This window comes from Portibacter marinus, from assembly GCF_021533195.1.
GTDB classification, from domain to species: Bacteria; Bacteroidota; Bacteroidia; order Chitinophagales; family Saprospiraceae; genus Portibacter; species Portibacter marinus.
This window is the reverse complement of record NZ_JAJNKB010000004.1, coordinates 1-24,429: the sequence shown is the minus strand read 5'-3', so window position 1 is coordinate 24,429 and position 24,429 is coordinate 1. Positions and strand designations below refer to the sequence as shown.

The 24,429-nt window shown below is 39.1% G+C and carries 18 protein-coding genes; 9 read left to right on the top strand and 9 right to left on the bottom strand.

Annotation, left to right across the window (positions count from 1 at the left end; genetic code table 11):
• Window positions 1-4 precede the first annotated feature (4 nt).
• On the bottom strand, window positions 5-649 hold the full coding sequence (locus tag L2567_RS11205; protein WP_235297861.1) for a hypothetical protein: 645 nt from the start codon (window positions 647-649) through the stop codon (window positions 5-7).
• On the bottom strand, window positions 640-1,266 hold the full coding sequence (locus L2567_RS11200) for a DUF3575 domain-containing protein (RefSeq protein ID WP_235297860.1): 627 nt from the start codon (window positions 1,264-1,266) through the stop codon (window positions 640-642). Before L2567_RS11200 ends, L2567_RS11205 begins: the two co-directional genes overlap by 10 nt.
• Before the next feature lie 77 nt (window positions 1,267-1,343).
• Between L2567_RS11200 and L2567_RS11195 the strand changes: the two genes are divergently transcribed.
• On the top strand, window positions 1,344-2,306 hold the full coding sequence (locus tag L2567_RS11195; protein ID WP_235297859.1) for a N(4)-(beta-N-acetylglucosaminyl)-L-asparaginase: 963 nt from the start codon (window positions 1,344-1,346) through the stop codon (window positions 2,304-2,306).
• Here the strand turns inward: L2567_RS11195 and L2567_RS11190 are convergent.
• Window positions 2,297-3,019, bottom strand: coding sequence for a class I SAM-dependent methyltransferase (locus L2567_RS11190; RefSeq protein ID WP_235297858.1), 723 nt, complete (start codon window positions 3,017-3,019; stop codon window positions 2,297-2,299). The genes L2567_RS11195 and L2567_RS11190 overlap by 10 nt on opposite strands.
• 316 nt (window positions 3,020-3,335) lie before the next feature.
• Between L2567_RS11190 and L2567_RS11185 the strand changes: the two genes are divergently transcribed.
• Together L2567_RS11185 and L2567_RS11180 are read left to right on the top strand one after the other, a co-directional pair.
• Entirely contained in the window at window positions 3,336-3,689 is a 354-nt protein-coding gene (locus tag L2567_RS11185; protein WP_235297857.1) for a single-stranded DNA-binding protein, read from the top strand.
• Window positions 3,690-3,769: 80 nt separating this feature from the next.
• Entirely contained in the window at window positions 3,770-4,123 is a 354-nt protein-coding gene (locus L2567_RS11180) for a single-stranded DNA-binding protein (RefSeq protein WP_235297856.1), read from the top strand.
• A 111-nt stretch (window positions 4,124-4,234) separates the two neighbouring features.
• Here the strand turns inward: L2567_RS11180 and L2567_RS11175 are convergent, their stop codons facing one another.
• The 6 genes from L2567_RS11175 to L2567_RS11150 form a co-directional block, all read right to left on the bottom strand.
• Window positions 4,235-5,494: a T9SS type A sorting domain-containing protein gene (locus tag L2567_RS11175; protein ID WP_235297855.1), complete on the bottom strand. Its 1,260-nt coding sequence runs from the start codon at window positions 5,492-5,494 to the stop codon at window positions 4,235-4,237.
• A gap of 131 nt (window positions 5,495-5,625) precedes the next feature.
• Entirely contained in the window at window positions 5,626-6,270 is a 645-nt protein-coding gene (gene pdxH, locus L2567_RS11170; protein WP_235297854.1) for a pyridoxamine 5'-phosphate oxidase, read from the bottom strand.
• Window positions 6,270-9,701, bottom strand: a complete 3,432-nt coding sequence (locus L2567_RS11165; RefSeq protein WP_235297853.1) for an efflux RND transporter permease subunit — start codon at window positions 9,699-9,701, stop codon at window positions 6,270-6,272. Before L2567_RS11165 ends, pdxH begins: the two co-directional genes overlap by 1 nt.
• Before the next feature lies 1 nt (window position 9,702).
• Window positions 9,703-10,842: an efflux RND transporter periplasmic adaptor subunit gene (locus tag L2567_RS11160; RefSeq protein WP_235297852.1), complete on the bottom strand. Its 1,140-nt coding sequence runs from the start codon at window positions 10,840-10,842 to the stop codon at window positions 9,703-9,705.
• A gap of 26 nt (window positions 10,843-10,868) precedes the next feature.
• Entirely contained in the window at window positions 10,869-12,206 is a 1,338-nt protein-coding gene (locus L2567_RS11155; protein WP_235297851.1) for a TolC family protein, read from the bottom strand.
• Window positions 12,187-12,795, bottom strand: a complete 609-nt coding sequence (locus tag L2567_RS11150; RefSeq protein ID WP_235297850.1) for a TetR/AcrR family transcriptional regulator — start codon at window positions 12,793-12,795, stop codon at window positions 12,187-12,189. Before L2567_RS11150 ends, L2567_RS11155 begins: the two co-directional genes overlap by 20 nt.
• 138 nt (window positions 12,796-12,933) lie before the next feature.
• On the opposite strand from L2567_RS11150, the gene L2567_RS11145 reads away from it, so the two are divergent.
• The 6 genes from L2567_RS11145 to L2567_RS11120 form a co-directional block, all read left to right on the top strand.
• Entirely contained in the window at window positions 12,934-13,236 is a 303-nt protein-coding gene (locus L2567_RS11145; RefSeq protein WP_235297849.1) for a c-type cytochrome, read from the top strand.
• 1 nt (window position 13,237) lies between these two features.
• On the top strand, window positions 13,238-14,308 hold the full coding sequence (locus L2567_RS11140) for an anhydro-N-acetylmuramic acid kinase (protein ID WP_235297848.1): 1,071 nt from the start codon (window positions 13,238-13,240) through the stop codon (window positions 14,306-14,308).
• The gene (locus L2567_RS11135; RefSeq protein WP_235297847.1) at window positions 14,298-15,320 is read left to right on the top strand and encodes an NAD-dependent epimerase/dehydratase family protein; all 1,023 of its coding nucleotides are present in this window, start codon (window positions 14,298-14,300) and stop codon (window positions 15,318-15,320) included. The genes L2567_RS11140 and L2567_RS11135 overlap by 11 nt, the downstream gene beginning before the upstream one ends.
• A gap of 173 nt (window positions 15,321-15,493) precedes the next feature.
• Complete coding sequence (locus L2567_RS11130; RefSeq protein ID WP_235297846.1) at window positions 15,494-17,620, top strand: elongation factor G; 2,127 nt, start codon at window positions 15,494-15,496, stop codon at window positions 17,618-17,620.
• A gap of 78 nt (window positions 17,621-17,698) precedes the next feature.
• The gene (locus tag L2567_RS11125; protein WP_235297845.1) at window positions 17,699-18,787 is read left to right on the top strand and encodes a glycosyltransferase family 4 protein; all 1,089 of its coding nucleotides are present in this window, start codon (window positions 17,699-17,701) and stop codon (window positions 18,785-18,787) included.
• A gap of 562 nt (window positions 18,788-19,349) precedes the next feature.
• On the top strand, window positions 19,350-24,429 hold a 5,080-nt coding region (locus tag L2567_RS11120; RefSeq protein WP_319942133.1), incomplete at its 3' end, for an SdrD B-like domain-containing protein.

The following is a 24,429-nucleotide window of genomic DNA, read 5'->3' as shown; positions in this document are numbered from 1 at the left end:
ACAATTATTTCGTATAGAGTGGCACAATAGCAGAGATCCCAAATTGGAATAGATAGCCATCAGTCCCAATGTTAAAAGTATAAGGTACAAACACTCCAGCACCAATATTATATTTTATTCTATTTCCTATCTCAAACCCACCAAAAGCACCAGGAAATGCCGTATTCTGTACATCGTCAGTAAATTGAAGTACCAAGTTTGGCCCTAGATAGTAATCAAACACCTCAGTAGCCCGGATGGAGAAGATGAATGGAAAATGCAATCTTTGTGAAACATCTTGTGTACTACCATTAGCTAAGGCTGCTTGATATTCATATCCTGGCATTGCTGCAAAAGCAAAACTCGAATAATTATCTCCGTACAATTGAAATTTTAGACTTGTCTTAATTGAAGAAGAACTACTGATACTGGCTATGATATCAAATTGTTCCGTTAGGCCATAGGCAAGCTCAGCTCTAAGACCTGGTAGAATCAGTGCATCTTGTGAGTTTAATACTGTCCCAATATAACCTGTACCGTCTATGGTGGGTGTCAATGTAAGATTTCCCGCTCCTGATGTCCTCGCACTGTGAAGAGGGGTGATTTGAGCACAGCTATAAAACAAAATAGCGCTCGTGAAGATCACGTAGAATATTATTCTTACCTCCAAAATCTATAGCCTAGAGTGAATCCCAGCCTAAAATCAAGTGGCCAGGTAAATGAGTTTCTTTCGATATCAAGGTAAGATCGAAGTTCATCGGATATTTCTTCTCGTATTCTCCTTTCATTGAACAACGCATACCCGAAACCTCCATAGTATTCGATCACAAAATTATTATTCAGAACTATCTTTTGACCACCATTGGCACCTAAGAAAAATGCAGTGTTAAATACGGCCGCTGTCTCAGGATTGTCACTGGTCGGCCCCGGATAATTCTCATCTAAAACAGTGGGTACATTGTCCAGACCTGCTACTTTTAATTTAATATAGGGTCCGAAGTATAAACCAGCGGTGGGATCTTCACCAACAATGTAGTATTTATAAGAAACCATTGTACGGAATGCATTATTTTTTATTTCTGAACCTGAAAGTGCTGTAAACCAAGGTGTTTCTCGAAAGCTGGCCTCGAGCTCCATTCCTGATCTGTCCCCCAAAAGCAATTCTACCTGCCCATTATAATTGTTTGTTACCAATCCCAATACATTGGTTTTGATTTCAAATTGACCTTGTAATGACAGTTGTGATGCAACAACAATCATGATAAGATAAAATGATCTTTTTAGCATGTCGAGAATTTTAATTGTATGATAAGAGAATTTTCTTACCTTCCTTACCCTTATACACTACAAATGTTTGACCAAAAATGAAGAAACCATCTAGACGTCAATTTATAAATACGTCATTGGCATTAGGAGCGGGAGCATTTCTTAATTCATGCCAATCTACAAAGACAGTGGAATCAGGACAATTACCTATTATTATTTCTACCTGGAATAATGTTCAAGCAAATAATGCTGCTTGGGAGACCTTGACCGAAAAAGGTAATATACTTGATGCAGTAGAAGCAGGAGCACGAGTGCCCGAAGCTGATCCAGCCGATCAATCAGTCGGCTATGGAGGGCGACCGGATAGAGAAGGGAATGTGACTTTAGACGCCTGTATCATGGATAAAGATGGTAATTGTGGTGCAGTTACCTTTCTACAGCACATTAAACATCCCATCTCAGTTGCAAGAAAAGTGATGGAAGAAACCCCTCATGTCATGCTCAGTGGGGCTGGCGCTCTTGAATTTGCGCTGGAGCAAGGTTTTGAAAAACAGGATTTGCTGACTGAAAAATCCAAGCAAGAGTATATAAAGTGGCTTGAAACTGCTGAGTATAAGCCCAAAGTCAACATTGAATTGCATGATACTATAGGCATCATAGGAGCAGATAGCAATGGAGACCTCAGTGGTGCATGTACTACTAGTGGTTTGGCCTATAAAATGCCGGGCAGAGTAGGAGATAGTCCAATCATTGGAGCTGGGCTTTTTGTGGATAATGAAGTTGGTTCAGCGGTGGCTACGGGTATGGGTGAACTCGTTATGCGTAGCGTTGGATCTTTTCTCGTTGTAGAATTAATGAGACAAGGTCTAAGTCCTTACGAAGCTTGCAAGGAAGCGGTCATGCGCATAGTTCGAAGACAAGATACGGCTGAATTACAAGTAGGTTATATTGCTATGAATAAGGATGGGACCTATGGAGCATATAGCATCAAACCTGGATTTGTATTCGCTGTAACAGACGAAAATGGGACGATTGTGAAAGATGCAGAAAGCTATGAATAAGAGGGATTTTTTATGGCTTTCATATGCATAAAGGCTGGGAAAGTCATGAGTTCCTGATAGTGCTTGGGGTCTGTTATAGCAAACTCAGCTATTGGTTTAGGCTCCCTTAATTCAATGATTCTAAATCCGTTTTTAACGATTGGGTTGATACATTCCTGCAAGGATCTTCTAAAACTGTGCATCTTAACGGGAGCCCCGAATCCTGACCATTCAGTTGCTACCGCTTCAGTATTAAAATAATTCTGCGATTGAAAATAGGTGTATTCAAAGAAAGGATGCTCTATAGATATGATTAACCTACCTCCAGGTTTCAAAACTCTGTAAAATTCCTGAATGGTGAGATTCCAATCTTCGATATAGTGAAGGGCAAGAGCGCATAATACAATATCAAACTGATGATCATTCAAATGAAAAAATGGTTCACTGAGATCGTGAACCGAAAATTTTCCATTATTTCGATTTCTTTCCCGAGCTAGTTTGATCATTTTAGGACTGATGTCAAATCCCGACACGATACCACCTTTTTCCATTAGGATTTCAGCATATTTTCCGGAACCACATGCGGCATCTAAAATGTGATTGCCAGTAACATCACCGATGAGTTCCAATGAGGTGGGTCGATCGTAAAATGCATTGTGAGGTTTGTGATCGATTAAAGCATCGTATGATTCTGCAAGTTGCTCATAGGCTTGAAGTATTTTTTCTTTGATCATGTATGTCCATTGTTTAGTGCTAGGGCTAAGATTTAGGTTGGTTCATTTATGCTATTAAATGGTGAATTTAGAAGTGTTTTCGATTAAATCAACTATAAATTCACAAAAAATTAGAGTTTTTCTTGATTTTAGTAAATAAGCTTAAAGACCTGTTATTCAGGGTTTTAACTTATTTTATATGTGTTTGTAAGTGTTTGTAAATGACTACAAGTGATATTATTCGACTACAAACCGAATAACATTTGAGACCGCCCTCATATTTGCATCATCGAAATTATTTATTCATCGTGCTTCACGGCACACAAAAACTTTAATCATGTATAATATTACCAATTCAGTTTCACTTACAGGCCACCTAGGCAAAGACGTCGAAATCAACACACTAGAAAATGGATCCGTCGTGGCTAACGTCAGCATTGCAACCAATCAGTTCTACACCAACTCGAAAGGACAAAAAGTACAAGACGTAACCTGGCATAACGTGGAAGCCTGGAACAAGACCGCAGAATTAATGGGTCAATTATTAAAGAAAGGTTCACTTGTGCAGGTGCAAGGAATGCTAAAGAATAATACTTACAAAAGCAAAGAAGGTTCTGTAAGAAATTATACAAAAATTCGTGTCAGCAATTTTAAAGCTCTTACGAAAAATGAAGAGGCATTGCCCTTCTAATATGAAATTCTCCGATGGATGCTAACCTTCAATTAACCATTTTATAACCGTGTCACAAATGGCACACAACATTTTAAATCATGTATAACATCACAAATTCAGTATCATTAACAGGAAATCTTGGCAAAGACGTAGAAATCATCACCTTGGACAATGGAGCAAAAGTGGGTAGAACCAGTATAGCTACGAATTATTACTACAAGAACGATAAGGGGGAAAGAATTCAGGAGGTCACTTGGCATAATCTGGAAGCTTGGAACAAGACAGCTGATTTAATGAGCCAACTGCTTAAAAAAGGTTCTCTGGTCCAATTAGAAGGGATGCTTAAAAACGACACCTACAAAACAAAGGAAGGTGAAGTGAGGTATGTGACAAAAATCAAGGTGAATAGCTTTAAGATACTGTCTCCTAAAGAAGAACCCATGCCTTTTTAGGTCAAGTTGGAAAAGATTGACATAACACAGAAACGTGTATAGATTTGATGCACTTGACAAAGAAAAAAACCAGATTTCCATTCGTACGGAAATCTGGCTTTTTATTTATGATTATTTGACAATCAACTTTTTGGACTCATCAGCATTAAGAAACTTGACCATATAAAGACCTTCGGTTAGGTCTTGAACATTGACCATTTTTTCGGTCCGGCCATTCAACCTTGTTTTTCGAACTAAATTTCCTGCGGAATCATATATCACGACTTTTTCTGAATTCAGGCTAGTTTGCACTTTAATCTGAGAAGTCGCTGGATTCGGATAGACGCCCGTGTTATGATGGTCATGATCAATTGCTTTTATTCCCAAACTTTGTCTTTGTCCATCATAGTCCACTTGAACTAATTGATACAAAGTACGGCCATCCATGAGTGGAAGAGAAATGCTATATTCAGTCAACGAGTACTTCGTACCGTTTCCTTTTACCGTTGTTGCTGTATTAAAACCCGCATCATCAAATGTACTGTACAATATTTCAAAGTAATCATTGTTGACTTCTTGTGAGGTTTGCCAATTAATAATGACCTGATCGTCAGATTTCTTCACACTCCAGCTCATTAAATCTACTGGAAGTAATTCAGCATAATCATAATTTGTAAAAATGATACCAGGACCGAAACTATCCGCTCCACCGTTATCACACACCTCTACATCGATTTCAGTTACATTTCCTGGAACATTGGTCAACATAACATCAATTCTGCTGGCTTCAGAACCGTTGACAAGATCAGACTGAAAAGCTTCAACAGTTTGAGATCCTGCAGTCACTATCATTTTCGCTTCAGCATCTGATTTGAACTCATGTAACGAGCTGACTACTTCTATACTTCTGGAGTCATCCTGAGGTTGAATATCTAACGTTCTATTAATACAATTTCCTGAAAGTTCAGTTTCAACAACGGCAACTTCACTTTGCTTCGCGCTGGAATTGATCACCTCATACACTGCCATACTGGCGGCCGCATTGCACCCATTAAGGTTGGCTATTTTAACTGAAGTAGGGCTTAAATTAAAAGTATCTCTAAAAATTTTCTCAGGAGTGGATGAATTACTCGGATCTTTAACATTATATCCATTTAATGTATAGATGTCTTCATCTATTGCGACATCAATCATGGAAGGTGGATTTCCGTTACAATCAGCAGCTTCAGTCCAAACTTCCACGATGATCTGGGATACATTTTCGTTTTCATCTAAAATGATTTCTCCGCTTCCATCTCGCGTACCGACTACACTAAGATCTATAATCTGAGAAGATAAAAAGGTTGGTAAATAAAATAGATATACTAAGATTACGAATGTAAACTTGTTCATTATTAAGATTTTAGTTAGCAAATGAATATGGATTGGGGGGATATGGGGTTGTAAATTCAGTTACCTTACTATTCAATTGCCGATTCTGTTCTTATCATTCAAGAAAATGATAACTACTTTACACAGAAAAATTATGGTTCTAATCTAAAGATTTTCCATGAGTCCTCTTTAAATTGATAAGCTAAACGGTCATGAAGCCTACTTTCTCTGCCTTGCCAAAATTCAAAGTAATCCGGTCTAAGTAGGTAGCCACCCCAATGCTCTGGCATAGGAGCTTTGCCTTGATCTTGATATTCTTTCTTAAGATTACGAAATCTATTTTCCAGTTGACTTCTATCCGGGGCTTTCTGGCTTTGATGAGAACTTAAAGCACCCAATTGACTTTCAAAAGGTCGAGAATGAAAATATTGCTCAGATTTCTCTCTTGAAATTTTCTCAACGCTTCCCTCAATTCGCACTTGACGTTCTAATTCTTTCCATAAAAAATTCAAGGCTGCAAATGGATTTACATCCATCTCTTTTCCTTTCTTACTATTATAATTGGTATAGAATATAAAACCCTCTATTGTAACCTCTTTTAGTAAAACTATCCTGGATGATGGCCTACGAATTGCACTTACTGTAGCTAGATTCATAGCATTTGGCTCAGGTATTTCGGACTTTATAGCTTCATCCAGCCATACCTTAAACTGACGAAATGGATCATTATCGACATCAGACTCTAAAAGTTTTCCAGCCTTATAATTTTCCCGCATTTCTGCTATGTCTCGTTTCATCAAACTGCCTTTTTTACCTTTCGAAATGTTCTGTTTGTAACCCTTTTCATCAAGAAAGCAAGCCAATACATAACCGGAATTACGATCAGTGTTAAAAATGTTGAAAATACCAGCCCATAAATTACGGTCCAGGCCATGGTGCCCCAAAAGGCCGCATTATCTCCACCCACGAAGTATTGTGGATCAAAGTCTGTGATCAGTGTAAAGAAATTTATATTTAGTCCGATAGCTAATGGAATTAATCCTAAGACCGTAGTTATAGCGGTCAATAATACTGGTCGCAACCTAGTAGATCCCGATTTAACAATCGCTTCCTTCACATCTCTTTTAGACATATTTGACATCGTATCTACTCCTAATCTTTCTCGTCGCCTTTGGACCGTAAGATTTGTGTAATCAACCAGGACAATGGCATTGTTGACCACAATTCCTGCCAGAGAAATCACCCCTACACCAGTCATGATAATCAAAATGTCCATTTCGGAATAAATGTATCCGAAAAGTACACCTATCAAACTAAATATGACTGATAGAATGATGATGAAAGGGGATACAAGAGAGTTAAACTGCATGACCAGTATCAAGAAAATAGCAAAAACTGCAATGCCAAGCGCTTTGGATAAGAACGCCATTTCTTCTGCTTGTTGAGCTTGCTGGCCCGCAAATTCATAGCTATAGCCGGGCGGCATTTCAAAATCCTGAAGAGCTATCCTAATATTATCCACTACTTCATTTGGATTGAAACCTTGAAGCACATTCGAGGTAATGGTAATCTTTCTTTCCTGATCCTTTCGATTGATGGCGCTAAAGGTGGATGAATAGGAAATATCTGCAACAGCTGAGATCGGTACTTGAGCAATTTGTCCGTTCGCTGGATTTCTGAAGGTGATTTTTTGATTTAAGATATCACCAACACTATGTCTGTAGGATTCTTCTGCCCTTAGATTAATTGGATACTCATCTTCTCCTTGTTTGAACTTAGAAATTTCCTTCCCAAAGACAGCAGTTCTGATTACATCTGCAATACTAAAAGTCGAAATCTCATAACGCCGAGCGGCATTCCGGTCTATTCCAATCTGCATTTCTGGTTTACCGATTTTGACATCCGCTTGTAACTCTTCAATGCCTGGCACCCCTGATTGATTGATAAATGCCATCATTTCTTCAGATAAGATAGCCAGTTCATTGATATTTTCTCCAGTGATTTCTATGTAAACAGGCTTTTCCTGAGGAGGTCCCGATTGCTCCTGATCTACCGAGACAGTCACACCCGGGATTCCCTGAACTGAGGTTCTGATCTCCTCCATAATGTCTACAGTTGATTTTTCTCCTCTTTCATCAGATGGGACAAAAGACACCGTTAATCTGGCTCTATTTGGAGACGAACCAAATGTAGGACCCATGGCAGGATCACCCGTGTTTTCACCTATCTGAGACAACACAGCATCCACAACATCAGCATGTTGAGCCATATCTCGCTCCACATTCGACTCTATCCTCTGCATGATCTCATTTGTAGCTTTAATATCCTTACCTAAAGGGAGTTCTACAAAAACATTGACATAATTTGGGTCAGTTGAAGGAAATAAATCGACTTTCGGCGGATTACTTCCAAGTATGGCGAATGCTACAAATAACAAAACAAAACTGCCTGCAAAGATGACATAGGGAACAAATTTCCACAACGCAAATCTGATGAACTTATCATATACTTTTTCTAAAAATGGCATGATCGAGTTTTGGAAAACTCTGGATCCAGGTTTCAGAATAAAATAGTTCAGCACGATGACTCCCGCTATAATGATCGACAAATTGCGCAACCAATTGACACCAGCGAGTTGTCCGATTAGAATTAAAACCCCGATTCCTAAGAGGCTTATCAAAAAATAGGTCAAACTCTTTCTCAAATTCTTTTTCTCCTCAGCTTCTTTGACGATGAACGATGAGGTAAGAACAGGGTTTATAACCAGTGCTACAAATAGTGAGGCTGAAAGTACCGCAATTAACGTAATTGGTAGATACTTCATAAAAGATCCAAATAATCCCGGCCAGAAAGCAAGTGGAACAAAAGCTGCTAACGTTGTTGCAGTTGAGGCTATAATAGGAAGTGCTACTTCACCTGTTCCATATTTAGCTGCATCATCTTTTGAGTATCCATCATTGTAATAGCGATAAATATTTTCTACTACTACGATGGCATTGTCCACCAACATACCCAAGGCAAGTATGAGACTAAAAAGTACAACCATATTTAGTGTGTAGCCCATTAAACTTAGGAGCATAATCCCCATCAACATGGACAATGGGATGGCAATACCGACAAAGGTAGAGTTTCTCAGACCCAAGAAGAAAAGTAAGACCAATACGACCAAAATAACTCCGGAAATAATACTATTTTCCAGATTATTCACCATATCCTCAGTAACCACAGATTGGTCATTGAAAACCTTGATGCTTAATTCTGCCGGTAAAGCTTCTTGCTGAGCTTCGTCAATGATGGCCTTTATTTTGTCGGATGCTAAAAGCAGATTCTCGCCAGCTCGTTTGATAACATCCAGTGAAACTACAGGTAATAAGTCAGATCGAGCAATACTCGTTTGTTCAGCATATCCGAACTTTACTTCTGCAAAATCCTTAAGATAAATGGGCTTCTGATTCTCTGCTTTGACGATAAGATCCTCTAATTCCTCAACGTCTTCAAACTCTCCTATTATCCGAATAGATCTTCTGAAATCATTATTAACGATTTCGCCTCCCGACATGGTCATATTTTCAGCTCTCACTGCATTTTCAATGTCGCCAAAACTGACCTGCAGTGCCTGCATAATAGGAACATCCACGTTGATTTGTACTTCCCTGTCTAGTGTTCCTTTGAGGTTGACTGATGAAATTTCTGGTAAATCTTCAAAGCGATCTTGTAGATATTCACCGTATGACCTTAATTCATCATTGGGAAAATCTCCCGAGAGATTGACACTCATAATGGGAATTTCTGACAAATTGATATCCAGTACTTCCGGTTCTGCCGTCAAGTCTGTAGGTAGTTCAGGCATGGCCTTATCTACAGCATCTTTAACCTTGCGCTTGGCTAGCTCAATGTCTACATCCGTCTCAAATTCACAGGTTATGATGGAAAAATCCTGCATGGAAGAAGAAGTGATCGACTTGATTTCTGAAATGGCAGCCAACTCATTTTCTAATGGTCTGGTGACCAAATTTTCAATGTCTCCCGCTGAATTTCCGAAGTAAGTTGTATTTACGAAAATCTGTGGAAAAGTGATTTCAGGGAAAGACTCTTTTGGCATGTTGACATATGAGGAAATTCCAAATATGAAAATCATGACCGTCAAAAGAAAGACACTGATCTTATTATTAACTGCTAGATTGGTAAGCCCGAAAGTCCTTAGGATTTTCTTTTCATTATCCGCCATTCTATTGAATTTTAATCGGTTCATTATTAGAAAGCCCACGAGCACCTTCTATAATAATTTTTTCTCCACCTTCCAGGCCATCTTCTATCACGATCTGATTTTCAAAAGTAGGACCGGTAGTCACATAATTCTTTTTAGAGATAAATCCATTTTCTCCTTCTTCAACGACAAAAATGTAGTCCTTGCCACTGATTTCCTGTTGAACCAATTCCAACGGAACAGCGACTATATCGTTTATCGAAAGATCATTAATTTTCATAATTGAAAGCAGATTCGGTTTTAGTCTGTTACCTGGATTCGAAAGATCAACTTCTACTTTGAATGTCCTGTTAGCCGGGTCAATGGTCCTTCCAATCAAGGAAACCCTACCTCTACGTGATTCCTCCAAAGCAGGAAATTCGATTTCTACGTATTCTCCCCTTTGCACCTTACCGAGTAAAGATTCCGGAACATCTGCAACGACTTTGATATTACCTGTGTTGATAATCTGCAGTATGGGTGCACCAGGTGCAGCCATTTCTCCTTTCTGTAGCATGATCATGTCTGCGTAGCCGGAAATCGGTGCATATACGGTTGCTTTAGTTAATTGAAACTCGAGGCTCTCCAAAGACTTTTCGATCCTTTCTTTATTATTTTTAGCTTGCAAATATTGAATTTCTGAGCCTATTTCCTGATTCCAAAGTCGTTCCTGTCGTTTAAAAACGTCAGTTGCCAGTTCAAGAGATTTCTCTAACTCAATGATCTGGTTTTTAATACTTTGAACATCGACCGTAGCTACTAAACTTCCTGCTTTTACATAGTCTCCCTCATCTATTGGCATACTGGTAATTCTACCTCCTATTTCTGAAGACGCCATCACAGCATCGCTGGATTGTACCGAGCCTTGTATATCAATGTATCTTTTAAAATCTTCTCTTTGCACGGTATCTACGGTCACCAATTTTTTGGCCTTGGGCTGTGAAGGTTCTATCACCTCGATCTTTTCCTCTAAAGCACTGATTTGTTGCTCCAGATCCGTACGCTCTTTCTTGAGCTGGGTCAATGAGGCTTTCATCTCCTCCACTGTTGGCTCTTGCTGAGGTGCCTCGCAAGAACTCAGCATGGTTGCTGCTAATGCTAAAAATATAAAGTATTTCTTCATCTGTATTTAAGTTGATTCGTTTTTATTTATTGACCTAGAGCCAGGTCCAGATCAGATTTTGCAACGACAAGATCATATAGTGCCGTGGCGTAATTAGCTTGCGCATTGTATAGGTTTTGCTCAGCTTGTGTTAATTCTAAACTGGATCCCACTCCTTCCTGAAACTTAATCTGGGCAGTTTGATAAATCTCCCTGGCCAGCGTTTCTGCTCTTTTCGATGATCCCACACTATTCATGGCATTTTCGTAGCTTAACCTTGCATTATAAACTTCCAGGTTCACGGCTCTTTCAAATTCTGCCTTTTCCACTTGTGTGATTTCCTGATCCACTTTAGCTTGCTGAATCTTTGCACTTCTACTAAAACTGTCCCAGATAGGGACAGAAAGACTTAGGCCCACAATGGTAGTTGGAAAAAAGCCAGGCTCATCCTCATCAAATAAATTATTCCGTTGTAATGCTGTCTGAGCACTTGCGAAACCCACTAATGACGGATAGTATCCTCTGCGCAAAGCTTCAATATTTAAATCATTCAGCTGTTCACCCACTTGAATCACGCTGTATTCAGGTCGATTACTGATATCTATAGGAGCATCCAAATCGATTGGTTTCAAGAATACTTTATCTGCCAAATCGTCTAGTGATTCAGTCAGAATAATGGGCATCTCTAGCGGGTAATTCATTTGAAACTTTAGCAGATTCTTAGATAAATTGATTAGTCTCTCTACTCTTTGTAATTCTGTATTGAGATTGTCAAAGGATAATTGTAATCTGCTAACATCTAATTTCTCTGCAAATCCATTTTCATATATGATGGTTGTTTCGTTTAAGGTCTTTTCTAGATTCTCTATGTTTTTCTCTAAGATTCGTTTGTTTCGTTGGGCTATGACTACCCCCAAATAAGCTTGCGTAACAGATTTTTTGATTTGATATTCAGATTGATTAGCCTGTTTATAAATCAGATCCTTGTAGATTCTTTGTGCCTTTAATCCCGTAAAAAAAGAACCATCAAAAAGGAGGGTATTTAAGGATGCACCGGCATTCACACTGTTTTTCAATCCAAATTGGACCTCAGCAAAGGTCCCAGGAGCACCTCCGAAAAACTCTGCAGGTAATAGTGAAGTGGGAAGATTGATAAAGTGTTGATAATCAATCGTACCATTCACCTGGGGTAAACCTGTAGCCCTGTATTCCTTAATCTGTGCCTCCGCTTTGGCTAGTTCCAATGCATTGATTTTGGTCTGTGCACTATTTTCTACAGCATATTGAACAGCTTCCTCTATGTTAAACTGCTCTTGAGCAAACATAGAGATACATAGTGCGATACACGCCAAAGTCAAAAGCGATTTAAGTGGTCTCCAATTCATAATTTTTAACAAGTTTGGTCCCTTCTTCTGAAAGGACGCCATATAAGTGATACAATAAATGTTCTCGTACTAATTCTTCTAATGTCGCATTGTCAGAGATGAAGTTTTTTTCATCAGAAATAATCAGGCTTTTAGCAACATACAGTTGGGCAATTATTTCTGGATTTAAATCAGCTCTGAAGAAACCCTCCTTCATTCCCCTCGTAATATTATTCGTGATGACTTCTCTTATAAATTCGTGATGATGCTTTTCTACTAATTCCCAATTTTCTGTATGATATTTTTTGAGGTCGAAAACCAACGCCGGCTTTAGCTTTTTTGCCATTTTAATGATATGCCTTCCGATAGCAATGATCTCTTCCACCGCATTTTCGCTCTCAGCATTAATTTTGGCAACTATCTTTTTCTCCCGTTTTAAGAAGTGAAAGAGCGTCATATGAATTAACCGCTCTTTGGTATCGCAATATTTATAGATTGTCTTTTTAGACATACCCAGTTTGGTGGCAATATCGTCCATACTGATGCTTTTCAGTCCATAAGTCATGAAAAGCTTCTCCGATGCATCTATAATTTTATTGAGTATGGTCATAATTAATCGCGAAAATAGTAAATATTAAACTACGGAAACTATGAATGGTTTAAAAGTTTCCACTATTACGATGAAAGTGTTTTTATTTTCGACAAATAATCATTTTCTTTACTCGCCATAATAATAAAAAAGACTAGAATGAAGATCAAAATACTTTTCACAGCTCTTATCGTAGGAGCGACCATTGCATGTGGCGGTGGCGACAGTGTAAATACTGAGGTAGCGATGCCCGTATGGAAAACACATTGTCAATTATGCCATGGAGCTGATGGTAAATTGGGTTTGAATGGTGCTAAAGACTTGACAGCTTCTACTTTGTCTTTAGAGGAAAGAATAGCAACCATAACAAACGGTCGGAATACAATGATTGCTTATGAAAGCATACTTACTCCGGAGCAAATCGAAGAGGTTGCAAAATATACAATGACGCTAAAGCAATAGTATGAATATACTAGGGCTTATGTCTGGAAGTTCTTTAGACGGCTTAGATATGGCCCTTACAGCTTTTTCAGAATCCTCACAAGGTGTGATTTCATTTGACTTGCTAAAATCAAAGGCGGTGGAATTTCCGAAAAATCTTCATGATCGCCTGAAGCATGTTGTGAGATTGACTTCATATGAACTCTTCAAATTAGAAGCAGATTTTAGTTATTTTCTAGGTCAATGTTGTATTGACTTTATCCAAAATTCTAAGAGCAATGTAGATTTAATAGCTTCCCATGGACATACTGTATTTCATGATCCTCAAAACAAATTTACAGTCCAGATCGGCAATGGAGGCACCATTTCTCAATTAGTCAGAAGAGATGTGGTCTGCGATTTTAGAAGTTCTGATATTGCCTTGGGTGGACAAGGTGCACCATTTGCACCAATAGCGGATCAATTCTTATTTCCTGATATAGATATTTTGGTAAATTTGGGTGGAATCAGTAATATTTCCATCAAGTCTCAGGATGGTATCATCGCATTCGATGTTTCTCCTGCAAATCAATTGCTGAATTATCTGGCTTCAAGGAATGGTAAAGCATATGATCAAGATGGGGAATGGGCAAGAAGTGGTGAAACAAACGATAAGTTGCTCGACAAATTGATGCAAATCAATGGATTAGAGAGTGCCAAGCCCAGAGGAATGGATAATACCTGGGTCCAGGAGAATTTTATTCCCCACCTTCAATCTATAGAGGTGCGAGATGGGCTAAGAACAGTTGTCGAATTTATCATTCATGAGATTACCAAAGCAATAGCATTGGCAAAACATAGCTCTAAAAATCCTTTGAAGATAATGTTTACCGGAGGTGGAGCACTTAATCTGTTTTTGATGGAAGGCTTAGCGCGTGAAATGACAGCAATCAATATCGAAATTGTACCGGCTGGTAAAGAACTGATTCAATATAAAGAAGCAATCATGATTGCATTGATGGGGTATTTGCGGGTCAATAGAAAGGTAAATGTTTTGAACTCATACACGGGAGCTTCCAGGAATTCAATAGGTGGTTGTATCTATGCTTGCTAATTCAGATAAATTAGTAGTCACTGGCGGAACCGGATTTCTCGGTTCTCACATCCTCAGGGTATTGGTTGAAAAAGGTCATCAGCAAATCTATGCTCTTAAGAGGCCTGGAAGTAAGATGGGATTGGTTGAGGATATTGCCCATAAGGTAAAGTGGATCGAAGGTGATATTTTAGACATCAAATCTCTGGAGGAACTTTGTGAAAGCGCAGTAGGTGTGATTCATTCAGCTGCTAAAGTGAGCTACAATCCTAGAGATGCAGAACGTGTAATGCAGGTGAACGTGGAAGGAACAGCAAATGTAGTCAATGTCTGTCTTGCACAGAAAGTTAAGAAATTAATTTACATCAGCTCGGTGGCAGCTTTAGGGAGGGGTAAGGATGGAGAGCTGGTGGATGAAACAGAGGAGTGGATAGAGACCTCTTCGACGACCACTTATGGTATGGCTAAACATCTTGCAGAATTAGAGGTGTGGCGAGGGATGAATGAAGGTTTGTCTATTGGTATTTTGAATCCCAGTATGATCTTAGGACCCGCATATTGGGGCACCAGTAGTACAAAGTTGTTCTCATATGTAATGAGAGGTGGGAAATTTTATCCGATGGGTATTAACGGGTTTGTGGACGTTCGGGACCTCTCTCTGCTTACCTATCATTTTTTGGTTTCAGACATTATAAATGAAAGAGTGATAGTCGTTAGTGAAATGAGTTCATATAAAGTATTACTGCAAAAAATTGCTCATTTTCTGGATCGTAAACCACCTCAATTTGAAGTTTCGAGTACCCTGGGGAAAATCTTATGGAGATTGCTTTACTTTACTTCAGATCCGGCCATAACAAGGGAAACTGTAGCCATTACATCGAAGGTCATGACATACGATAATAGCAAGTCGAAAGATTTGTTTGAATTCAACTATACCCCTCTGGAACAGACCCTTAAAGATACTTGTGAAATATACCTTAAGAATGTGTCCCAATCTCGGAATTACGGATATTTCAAAAGGATTTCTTCTTAGTAGTTATTTTTCAGCGGATTAAATATTACGACATTTTATTATGCAAAACAAAGTTATTTGAGCTTATCATTTTGTTCCGTGAAGCTTATGATTAATAATAGTATTTGATTAAATTGAATGCCAGAATTAAATTTTCTGATAACTCTTTTTTCTAAAATATTAAATACTTCATTATGTCGTTTGAATCAAAAAATATAAGGAATGTTGCCCTTTTGGGACATTCCGGATGTGGAAAAACCACCTTTGCTGAGACCATGTTATTTGAAGCAAAGGAAATACCAAGAAGAGGAACTATTGAGGCAGGAAGCACAGTGTCTGATTACACGAACATCGAAAAAGAGAAAGGGAATTCTATATTTAGTACTTTGATGCATGCAAAGTGGAAGGATTCAAAGATAAACATTATTGACACACCAGGACTCGATGATTTCGTAGGGGAAGTTATTTCCTCCTTGAAGGTGGCAGATACCAGTGTCATGATGCTTAATGCTGCTGCAGGAGTAGAGGTAGGAACAGAAATTTTGTGGGAGTACACATTGAAAATGAATACCCCCACCATTTTTGTAGTCAACCAAATTGATCATGAAAAGTCTGATTTTGACGCAACACTTGAGCAAGCCATCAATCGATTTGGAACAAATGTAATTCCATTTCAATATCCTTTGAATCAAGGATATGGTTTCGATTCCATCATTGATGCATTGAGAATGGTCATGTATGTTTTTCCTGTTGGTGGAGGGAAGCCAGAAAAGCAACCTATACCAGACAGTGAATTGGCTAAAGCCAAAGAAATGCATAATGCGTTAGTGGAAGCGGCTGCCGAAAACGACGAAACTTTAATGGAAAGATATTTTGAAGTAGGTACGTTAAATGAAGATGAACTTGCTTCAGGACTTAGAATTGCCTTGGCCAATCAGGAGATTTTTCCGGTATTTTGTTGTTCAGCACTGATGAACAAAGGTTCGGGAAGAATCATGGGATTTATCAATGACATTTGCCCATCACCAGCAGATCGCCCACCAGCTCGATTAGAAGGCGGCGGAGTACTTGAATGTAATTCGTCTGGAGATCCAACTGTATTTATTTATAAGACATTATCAGAACCTCAGGTGGGGATGGTATCCTATTTTAAAGTTTACTCCGGTATTATAAAACCTGGTGATGAGTTTGTCAATAATGAGAATAGAACATCAGAAAGAATCAGTCAGATATCGGTCAGTAATGGAAAAATACGTGACAATGTCAATGAATTGAGAGCAGGTGATTTGGGCATGACTGTTAAACTTAAGGATACGCATTCTAATGATACCTTGACCAATAAAGGCAATGAAGATATCATTGAGAAGATTGATTTTCCTAGTCCTAGAATAAGAGCTGCAATTAAGCCTCCTGGAAAGAATGACATGGAAAAGTTAATGAAAGCTTTACATACCATTGAAGAAGAAGATCCTACTTTAATTATCGAGCAATCTCGTCAATTAAAACAAACCATCCTGCATGCCCAGGGCCAATTGCACATGGATATCATCAAATACCGAATAGAGAAGGTGAATGGTATTACAATGGAGTTCGAAAGACCAAAGATTCCATATAGGGAAACGATACAGAAAATGGCCCAGGATTCTTATCGGCATAAAAAACAGTCAGGGGGATCTGGTCAATTCGGTGAGGTTCACATGAGAATCGAACCTTATTACGAAGGCATGCCAGAGCCAGATGGACTCAATGTAAGAAGTAAAGAGATTGAAGAATTACCTTGGGGAGGTACACTGGCTTTTTACTGGTGCATTGTAGGTGGATCTATTGATTCAAAGTACTCTAACGCCATTAAAAAGGGCGTGATGTCGAAAATGGAAGAAGGACCATTAACAGGTTCCTACTGCCAGGACATCAGGGTTTGTATCTACGATGGGAAAATGCATGCCGTTGATTCTAATGATATGGCTTTTATGATTGCTTCTACAATGGTATTTAAGAAGAATTTTGAGAACGCAAGTCCTCAATTGCTTGAACCCATTTATGATTTAGAAATTTTATGCTCCGATACGGTGATGGGCGACGTAATGAGCGATTTGCAGACACGAAGAGCCATTATACAGGGCATGGACACAGAAGGGCATTATCAGAAAATAATGGCCAAAGTACCACTGGCAGAATTGTATAAATATTCAAGTAGCTTAAGATCAATTACACAAGGCCGAGCTAAGTTCACCCGGTCTTTCGCTGAATATGCTCCAGTACCTCACGAAATACAAAAGGAACTGGTGATGGCTTACAAGTCAGAGTTGGAGACAGCGTAGAAAACCTATTTTGTAGATTTATGAGAGGATGTAAGAGGTTTCTTGCGTCCTCTTTTATTTTTGTAACAAAATATTCAGATGAAGTTTGCCTTTGACGCGAAAAGACTGTTCTACAATTCGACGGGGCTGGGGAATTATTCAAGGTCGTTGATTAAAGGCTTAGCAAAATTTCATCCAAATTACGATTTGATATTATTGACTCCTCGGGTGGAAGGAACTTCCTACGCCGAATTTCTTGATGAACCGTATCAAGTGAGAGTAGGAAACAATGGGCCTTGGTGGAGAGTCTTTGGCATGTCTAAAGATTTAAGACAGATCAAACCTGACATTTATCATGGCCTATCTAATGAATTGCCCCACGGCGTAGGAAAAATCGATTCCGTAAAATCGATAGTGACCATACATGATCTTATCTTTATGAAGCATCCTGAGTTTTTTCCCATGATCGATCGTATGATTTACAAGGAGAAAGTCAAAAGGGCTTGTAAAGATGCCAGCCACATCATTGCAGTGTCAAAAGCTACAAAGAATGACATTGTGCATTTTTTCAATATCCGTCCCGAGAAAATCAGCACGGTTTATCAGCCTTGTTCCGAAATATTCTATGAAAATATCGAGATAGGCAAGGTAAGAGATAATTATGGTTTATTCGTAGGTTCATTAACAAAGAGAAAAAACCTTAGTATCGTTATAGAGGCAATAGCGCTGATGAAAAAAGGTTCTAGACCAATAATAAAGGTCGTAAGCCCGGGAGGCAATCAAGAAAATACTTTAAAAAAACTGGCTGCTAGTCGAGGTGTGACTGATCATTTTCAATGGCTTAAAGGAGTAGACGACTTTCAATTGATGAAGTTATATCAGTCCGCAAAATTTACAATATATCCATCCTTATATGAGGGCTTTGGCATACCAGTTGTCGAGTCTTTGCTATGTGGCACCCCTGTCATTGCCAGTAATAAATCCTCTATTCCCGAGGCAGCTGCTGGATTAGCAACACTAGTTGATCCAGAATCTGTAGAACAGATCCTTTCTGCTATCCAGGAAAATTGTGATTCTGACCTTAGATTAACATTTGAAAAAGTAAAAAAGGTGAGGCGATTGTTTGCACCAGAGCGCCTTATAAGTGACGTTTTAATGGTATATCAAAATGTCTTAGCGGATAAATGAAGCAAGTAATCAAAACTTTAACATTTTGCCATTCCTTTACACATTAAAACTTAGTTATTTATATAATTCATTGTTATTCAGATTTGCAAATGGGGATTCGGATTTAAATGTGCAAAAAATAGCATATACAACAGTTATTTGTGAAAAAATTTTGGATTTCCGTGAACAATCATTTCTGTAAAGTGCTTGTCATTCCCCTTTTTATTCCTGACATTAGTTATAGTTTTGTACATTTTTGTGCTAGTTAAAACCTTTTTTAGACAAAACGCCTTTTACCTAATTGCCATCCTGTCCTCATTGGATTGGTTGGTTTGTTGAATGGTGTTTTGCCGATATCCTAAAACAAAACACCTTTGGATCTGAGAAGATACATATTCTTGATTAGACACCATGATATAAGATCCCTTCTTGTAAACAAAGTGCCTGTTTGTTTTTCCTTTACTGAATTTATTGGCTTAGCGAAAACCAATGAGTACCCTCATTCGGTTGTGGCTAGGTATTTCTATATCTTAAAACACTTTTTTAGTCGAGTCATCGACCAAACACACTCAACCCTTTTTCTATGAAGATTTTTACAAACGGAACCCTCTTAACCTATACGCTATTTTGCGTATGTATTTTTATTGGAAATCTGCAAGCTTCTGATTCAGAATACCTAAATTTTAGCTGTCCAAACAATGTCATCAATGATGGTGATCTGGAATCAGATGATATCAAAGATGCATGGCATGTGACCGGTAACGTGTGGCGAACGAGTTCGAATGTGTACAGTGGAGATTTAGCTGTTGGAATGAACAACAACAGCGGATTAGCGGGCATATTTCAGAAGAAATCTGCCTCTCCTGGTCAGTATTACGAGTTTTCTGCCTATGGAAAATCTTCCACAGGCAATGGAAATCTTGGTATTCGATTTTTAAACAGCTCGCATGAGATTATTGCTGACTACTGGAATGATGTGACATCTGCAAACTTTCAAGAGTATACACTGGCTAAGACTGCTCCTTCAGGAACAGCTTATGTTGAAGCATATGCTCTTATTACTTTAGCTGGCACCTTTTATTCTGACGCCTTTTGTCTAACACTTTGTAATAATATCAGCAGTGGAGGTACGATCGGCACTGATCAGTCAGTTTGTGGTTCAAGCTATGATCCTGATGTAATTCAAAGTGTTTCCAATCCTTCTGGAGGAAGTGGTAATATTGAATACCTATGGATGAAAAGCACGGTGACTTGTAATCCGCCTGAATCAATTAACGATCCCAATTGGACAATCATCAGTGGTGCAAGTGGCGCGTCCTATGATCCTGGAAATCTTACTGAATCGACTTGTTATATACGATGTTCACGAAGAGAGGGATGTGAAGAGTACACCGGAGAATCTAATGTAGTGACTATAGAACTTAACACAGATGGAGTAAGTGTTCATATTCCAGAAGACAATACCTCTCTTTGTTCTGGAGATCAAATTGTACTGCAGGCAGATATATCTAACGCTTCTTCCTGTGGTACTCAAGGAATATCAGATTGTAACCACACCTTGTATGCTCATGGAGGATGGGTTGAAAACCCTTCAGACGCTGCATACTGCGGTCAATCATATGGTGCTAAACTTTGGACTAGATCTGGAGAAGGAACATCGTTTGTGGAGATTGACTTTGGTCAAACCTACCCGGCTGGTACCCAAATTTGCGTGAACATGAAATTAGAGCATTGTTCTAATACATCATCAACACATTCGGACGCGAAAATACAGATCTGGAATGTAAATACAAATAGTCAAAATTCCATTAAATCGAGTGAGACTTTCGGTAATACCAGTTATCAAGAATTTTGCTATACGATACCACATTCAACGCGTTATGCTAAGATAAGTGATAATGGAAAGTGTGCGTTCAGAGTAGATTACGTACGTGTTCAAACTGAAGGATCGCTGGACAATTCAGTAGCTTACTCCTGGTCTGGACCCGGAATAGTGGGTTCAAACACAAACTCTACAGTTACGATTGATGAGCCAGGAACTTACAGTGTAATCGTCACAGATTGTAACGGATGTCAATCAACAGATGCAATCAACATCATTAACAATGTATTCACCGCGGAGGCAGGGGTTGATCAAGCGGTTTGTGAAGAAGAAATGATATCTTTAACTGCTTCGGCTGTCTCGGGTGCTAGCTATGAATGGCGAAAACAAGGAGGTTCCTCCATACTTTCAACGAATAGGATATATACATTCACCCCTACGGAATCAGCCACTTATCTAGTCACTGTTAAGAAGGGAGGTTGTCAAGATTCAGACGATGTTCACGTGACAGTTAATATTGCACCTCACGTAACAATAGATGAGGTAAGTGCTCTCTGTGTTGGTGGAAGTGCAGTACAATTGTCTGCTTCACCATCAGGAGGGACATTTTCTGGACAAAGCGTCAACTCATCTGGTTTGTTTACTCCTTCTTCTGTAGGAAACAAAGTGGTAACTTATACCTATTCAGAAAACGGTTGTGAAGGATCGGCAGAAATAAAAGTAGAGGTAAAAAGTTGTGAAGACCCTGAGGATATTGACGTTTTTAATGACTGTGGATCTGACCTAGCGTTTGAAAGTAGTATAAAAGGACTGCAAGGTGGAGCTTCAAGTTGCGCTAGCATAAGCAATTCGGGAAATGTCAATCGTATTATTGCGTCTGTATGGATAGAAAGAACAGATTGCAATAATGGTGTGTTCCCTGATTTCATTACCTTGTCTTTTGGCGGTAATGAAGTCAATGTTCAGGGAATATCTGTAACACAATCTCCGAACAGTGGTGTGCCTGAAAAGTTGTATCGTTACATATACAATGGTAGTGCTTCCCAGGTTTGTGTTACTAATGAGAATGGGTGTGAAGCCACTTCATTGGCTTTATTTGTGGAACGAAATGAGCCTAATGCTACTTCTTCGCTGAAAGCCTACGATATAGAACTTGATGCTGGAGGTTCATCGACATCTGAATGCATCACTAGTAATTTGATGCTTGGAGCAAGCGACTTGCCTAGAGATATCAAAATACAGGTTCCGATTCACGAAAAAGATAATTCGAGATCAGTAATGATTTCCGTAAAAATTAAGGATGGTTCCGGAAATATTATAGCTTCTGATGAAGAAACTTTTACTACGCAAAATGCTGGAGTGGAAGCAGCTATTTATAGTATGATGCTTGAAAACGTAGCTGGTAATGCAACGGTTTCTGAAGTAAAAATATGTTCGCCTGCAAACACTGGCGATTCTTTTGGTATAGGTGGAGTGGTTGCAACGGCCAGCAATGGTTGTATTACTTGTGACTTGGCGGGAACTGTTAACGGGGATGAAATTTGCACGGGTGAAAATGCAACTATAACTGCAATCTTTGAGGGTGGAAATGAACCGCTTAATTATCATTGGAGCACCGGTGCTTCATCATCTTTTATTACTGTTTCTCCTGAAAATACGACGACTTACTCTGTCACAGTAACGGATGCAAATGGTTGTACAGCTGAAGCGTCCGGAACAGTTGTTGTAAACGAAATTACTGAAGTGACTTTGGATCCAGCGGGCCCATTTTGTATCACAGATGATGGTGTGCAACTGGCTGGTAGTCCAGAAGGTGGAAATTATAATGGAACAGGCGTAGATGCCAATGGCTTCTTCACTCCATCTTCTGCAGGAATAGGTAAGCATACCATCACATATAGATTTTCTAATGGAAATTGTACTACAAGTGCATCAATAGAAATCATTGTGAATCCTACACCATCCATCTCAGCGGACAATGATGGACCATTAACTTCTGAAAAAATCACAGTACAACTGAGTGCGAATTCAGATGCAACCGATCCGCTGTGGGCTTGGACAGGACCTGGCAACTTTACTTCAAATGAACAAAACCCGACTACTTCAAAAGTTGGTAGCTATACCGTTACAGTTACTGATCAAACCACAGGATGTACGAATTCAGCAGTCACTGAAGTCAAGGGTGCTCCTCAGCCTCCTACCCCTCCTATGTGTGAAGAGGATGATTTTACATGGAACAATAATATTGTGGTTTCTGGGACAAGTGTCAATGGTGACATTATGTTGAAATCTCAGGAAACTTCTTATTTGATTCCAACTTCCTTATATCCATCAGAATTTGGTGGACCAGTGATTATTTCTATTCCTGAAGCGATTTCATACGATGGATATAGTACCAGATCTAATGCTGCGGCCCAACTTTTTGAGCAATGGAAGGTAGTTTTTATAACTAATGGTAATGTATCATACGAAACTGGATATACAGAGGATATAGAAGACGGAGTGGTTTCAGCCGAGTGGATAGGATCTCTGATGGGAGAAATATATTTCCCTGATGGAGTTGATGAAATTTATATTATTCACTATGAAGATGCAACCTATGGAGAGGGTTCGAAACCTACAGCGAATTCTGTATTCCCTTCATCAATTTGTTTTGATTTTGAGTTATGTGATGTTGTGGCTGAAGCTATCGCTGAACCTAATTCAATTTGTCAGGGGGAAGATGTCACCATAACGGCTTCAGCGACTGGAGGAGATGCAAGTTATACTTATCAGTGGAACGGAGATATTGGCACTGAACAATCAGTGGTCATCCAAAGCCTTGTGTCAACAACTACATACAGTGTAACTGTAACAGATGGAGTGGGCTGTAGCGATGTGGCAGAGGTAACTGTAGTAGTTAATGATAATCCAGTGGTTTCAATTGAACCTGTTGGTCCTCTATGCTCAAATGATCAAGCGGTACAAATCATTGCCTCTCCTGCAGGTGGAACATTCTCTGGAATTGGTGTAAGTGATAGTGGATTATTTGACCCGGCTGTAGCTGGTAATGGTATATATACTATTACTTATGATATTACAACAGATAAAGGATGCTCTGATTCCAAATCCATTGACATTGTGGTCAATGAAGTTCCTAGTGTTGTCGCATCAGCTGATCCAGATCCTGTTTGTAGTGGTGGAAGCGTTACCCTTACAGCTGAGGGATCAGGTGGTGATGGTTCATATACTTTTGAATGGAGCGATAACTTGGGTAGCGGTAGTACAATAGAAGTTGAAAATGTCACAAGCTCAAGAGCATATAGTGTTACAGTGACTGATGGAAATGGATGTACTTCAAGTACAATGGTCAACATAAACATTGCAGAAAAGGCAACAATTGGCGATTACGTATTTGAAGATTTAAATAATAACGGATTTCAAGATGCTGATGATGAAGGAATAGATGGTATCACAGTTACTCTTTTTAATTCAGAAGAGACTCAGGTTGCTAATACAGTTACCCAGAATGGGGGCGCATACCGTTTCGAAGTTTGTGCGGGTGAATATTACATCGTATTCGGAGAAGTTGAAAATGCAATTAGATCACCTAAAGATCAAACTAATGATACTCATGATAGTGATGCGGATGAAAATGGAAAGACAGACAACTTTGTCGTCTCTTCTGGTCAAGTCAACAATGACATTGATGCTGGATACAGTTTTGTCGCTTCAATCGGAGATTATGTATGGTTAGATGCCGATGCAGATGGCATACAGGATGATGGAGAAGAAGGCATCGGAGGAGTAACCGTAAGTCTGACGGATGAAAACGGTAATCCGGTAGAAGATGTGGATGGTA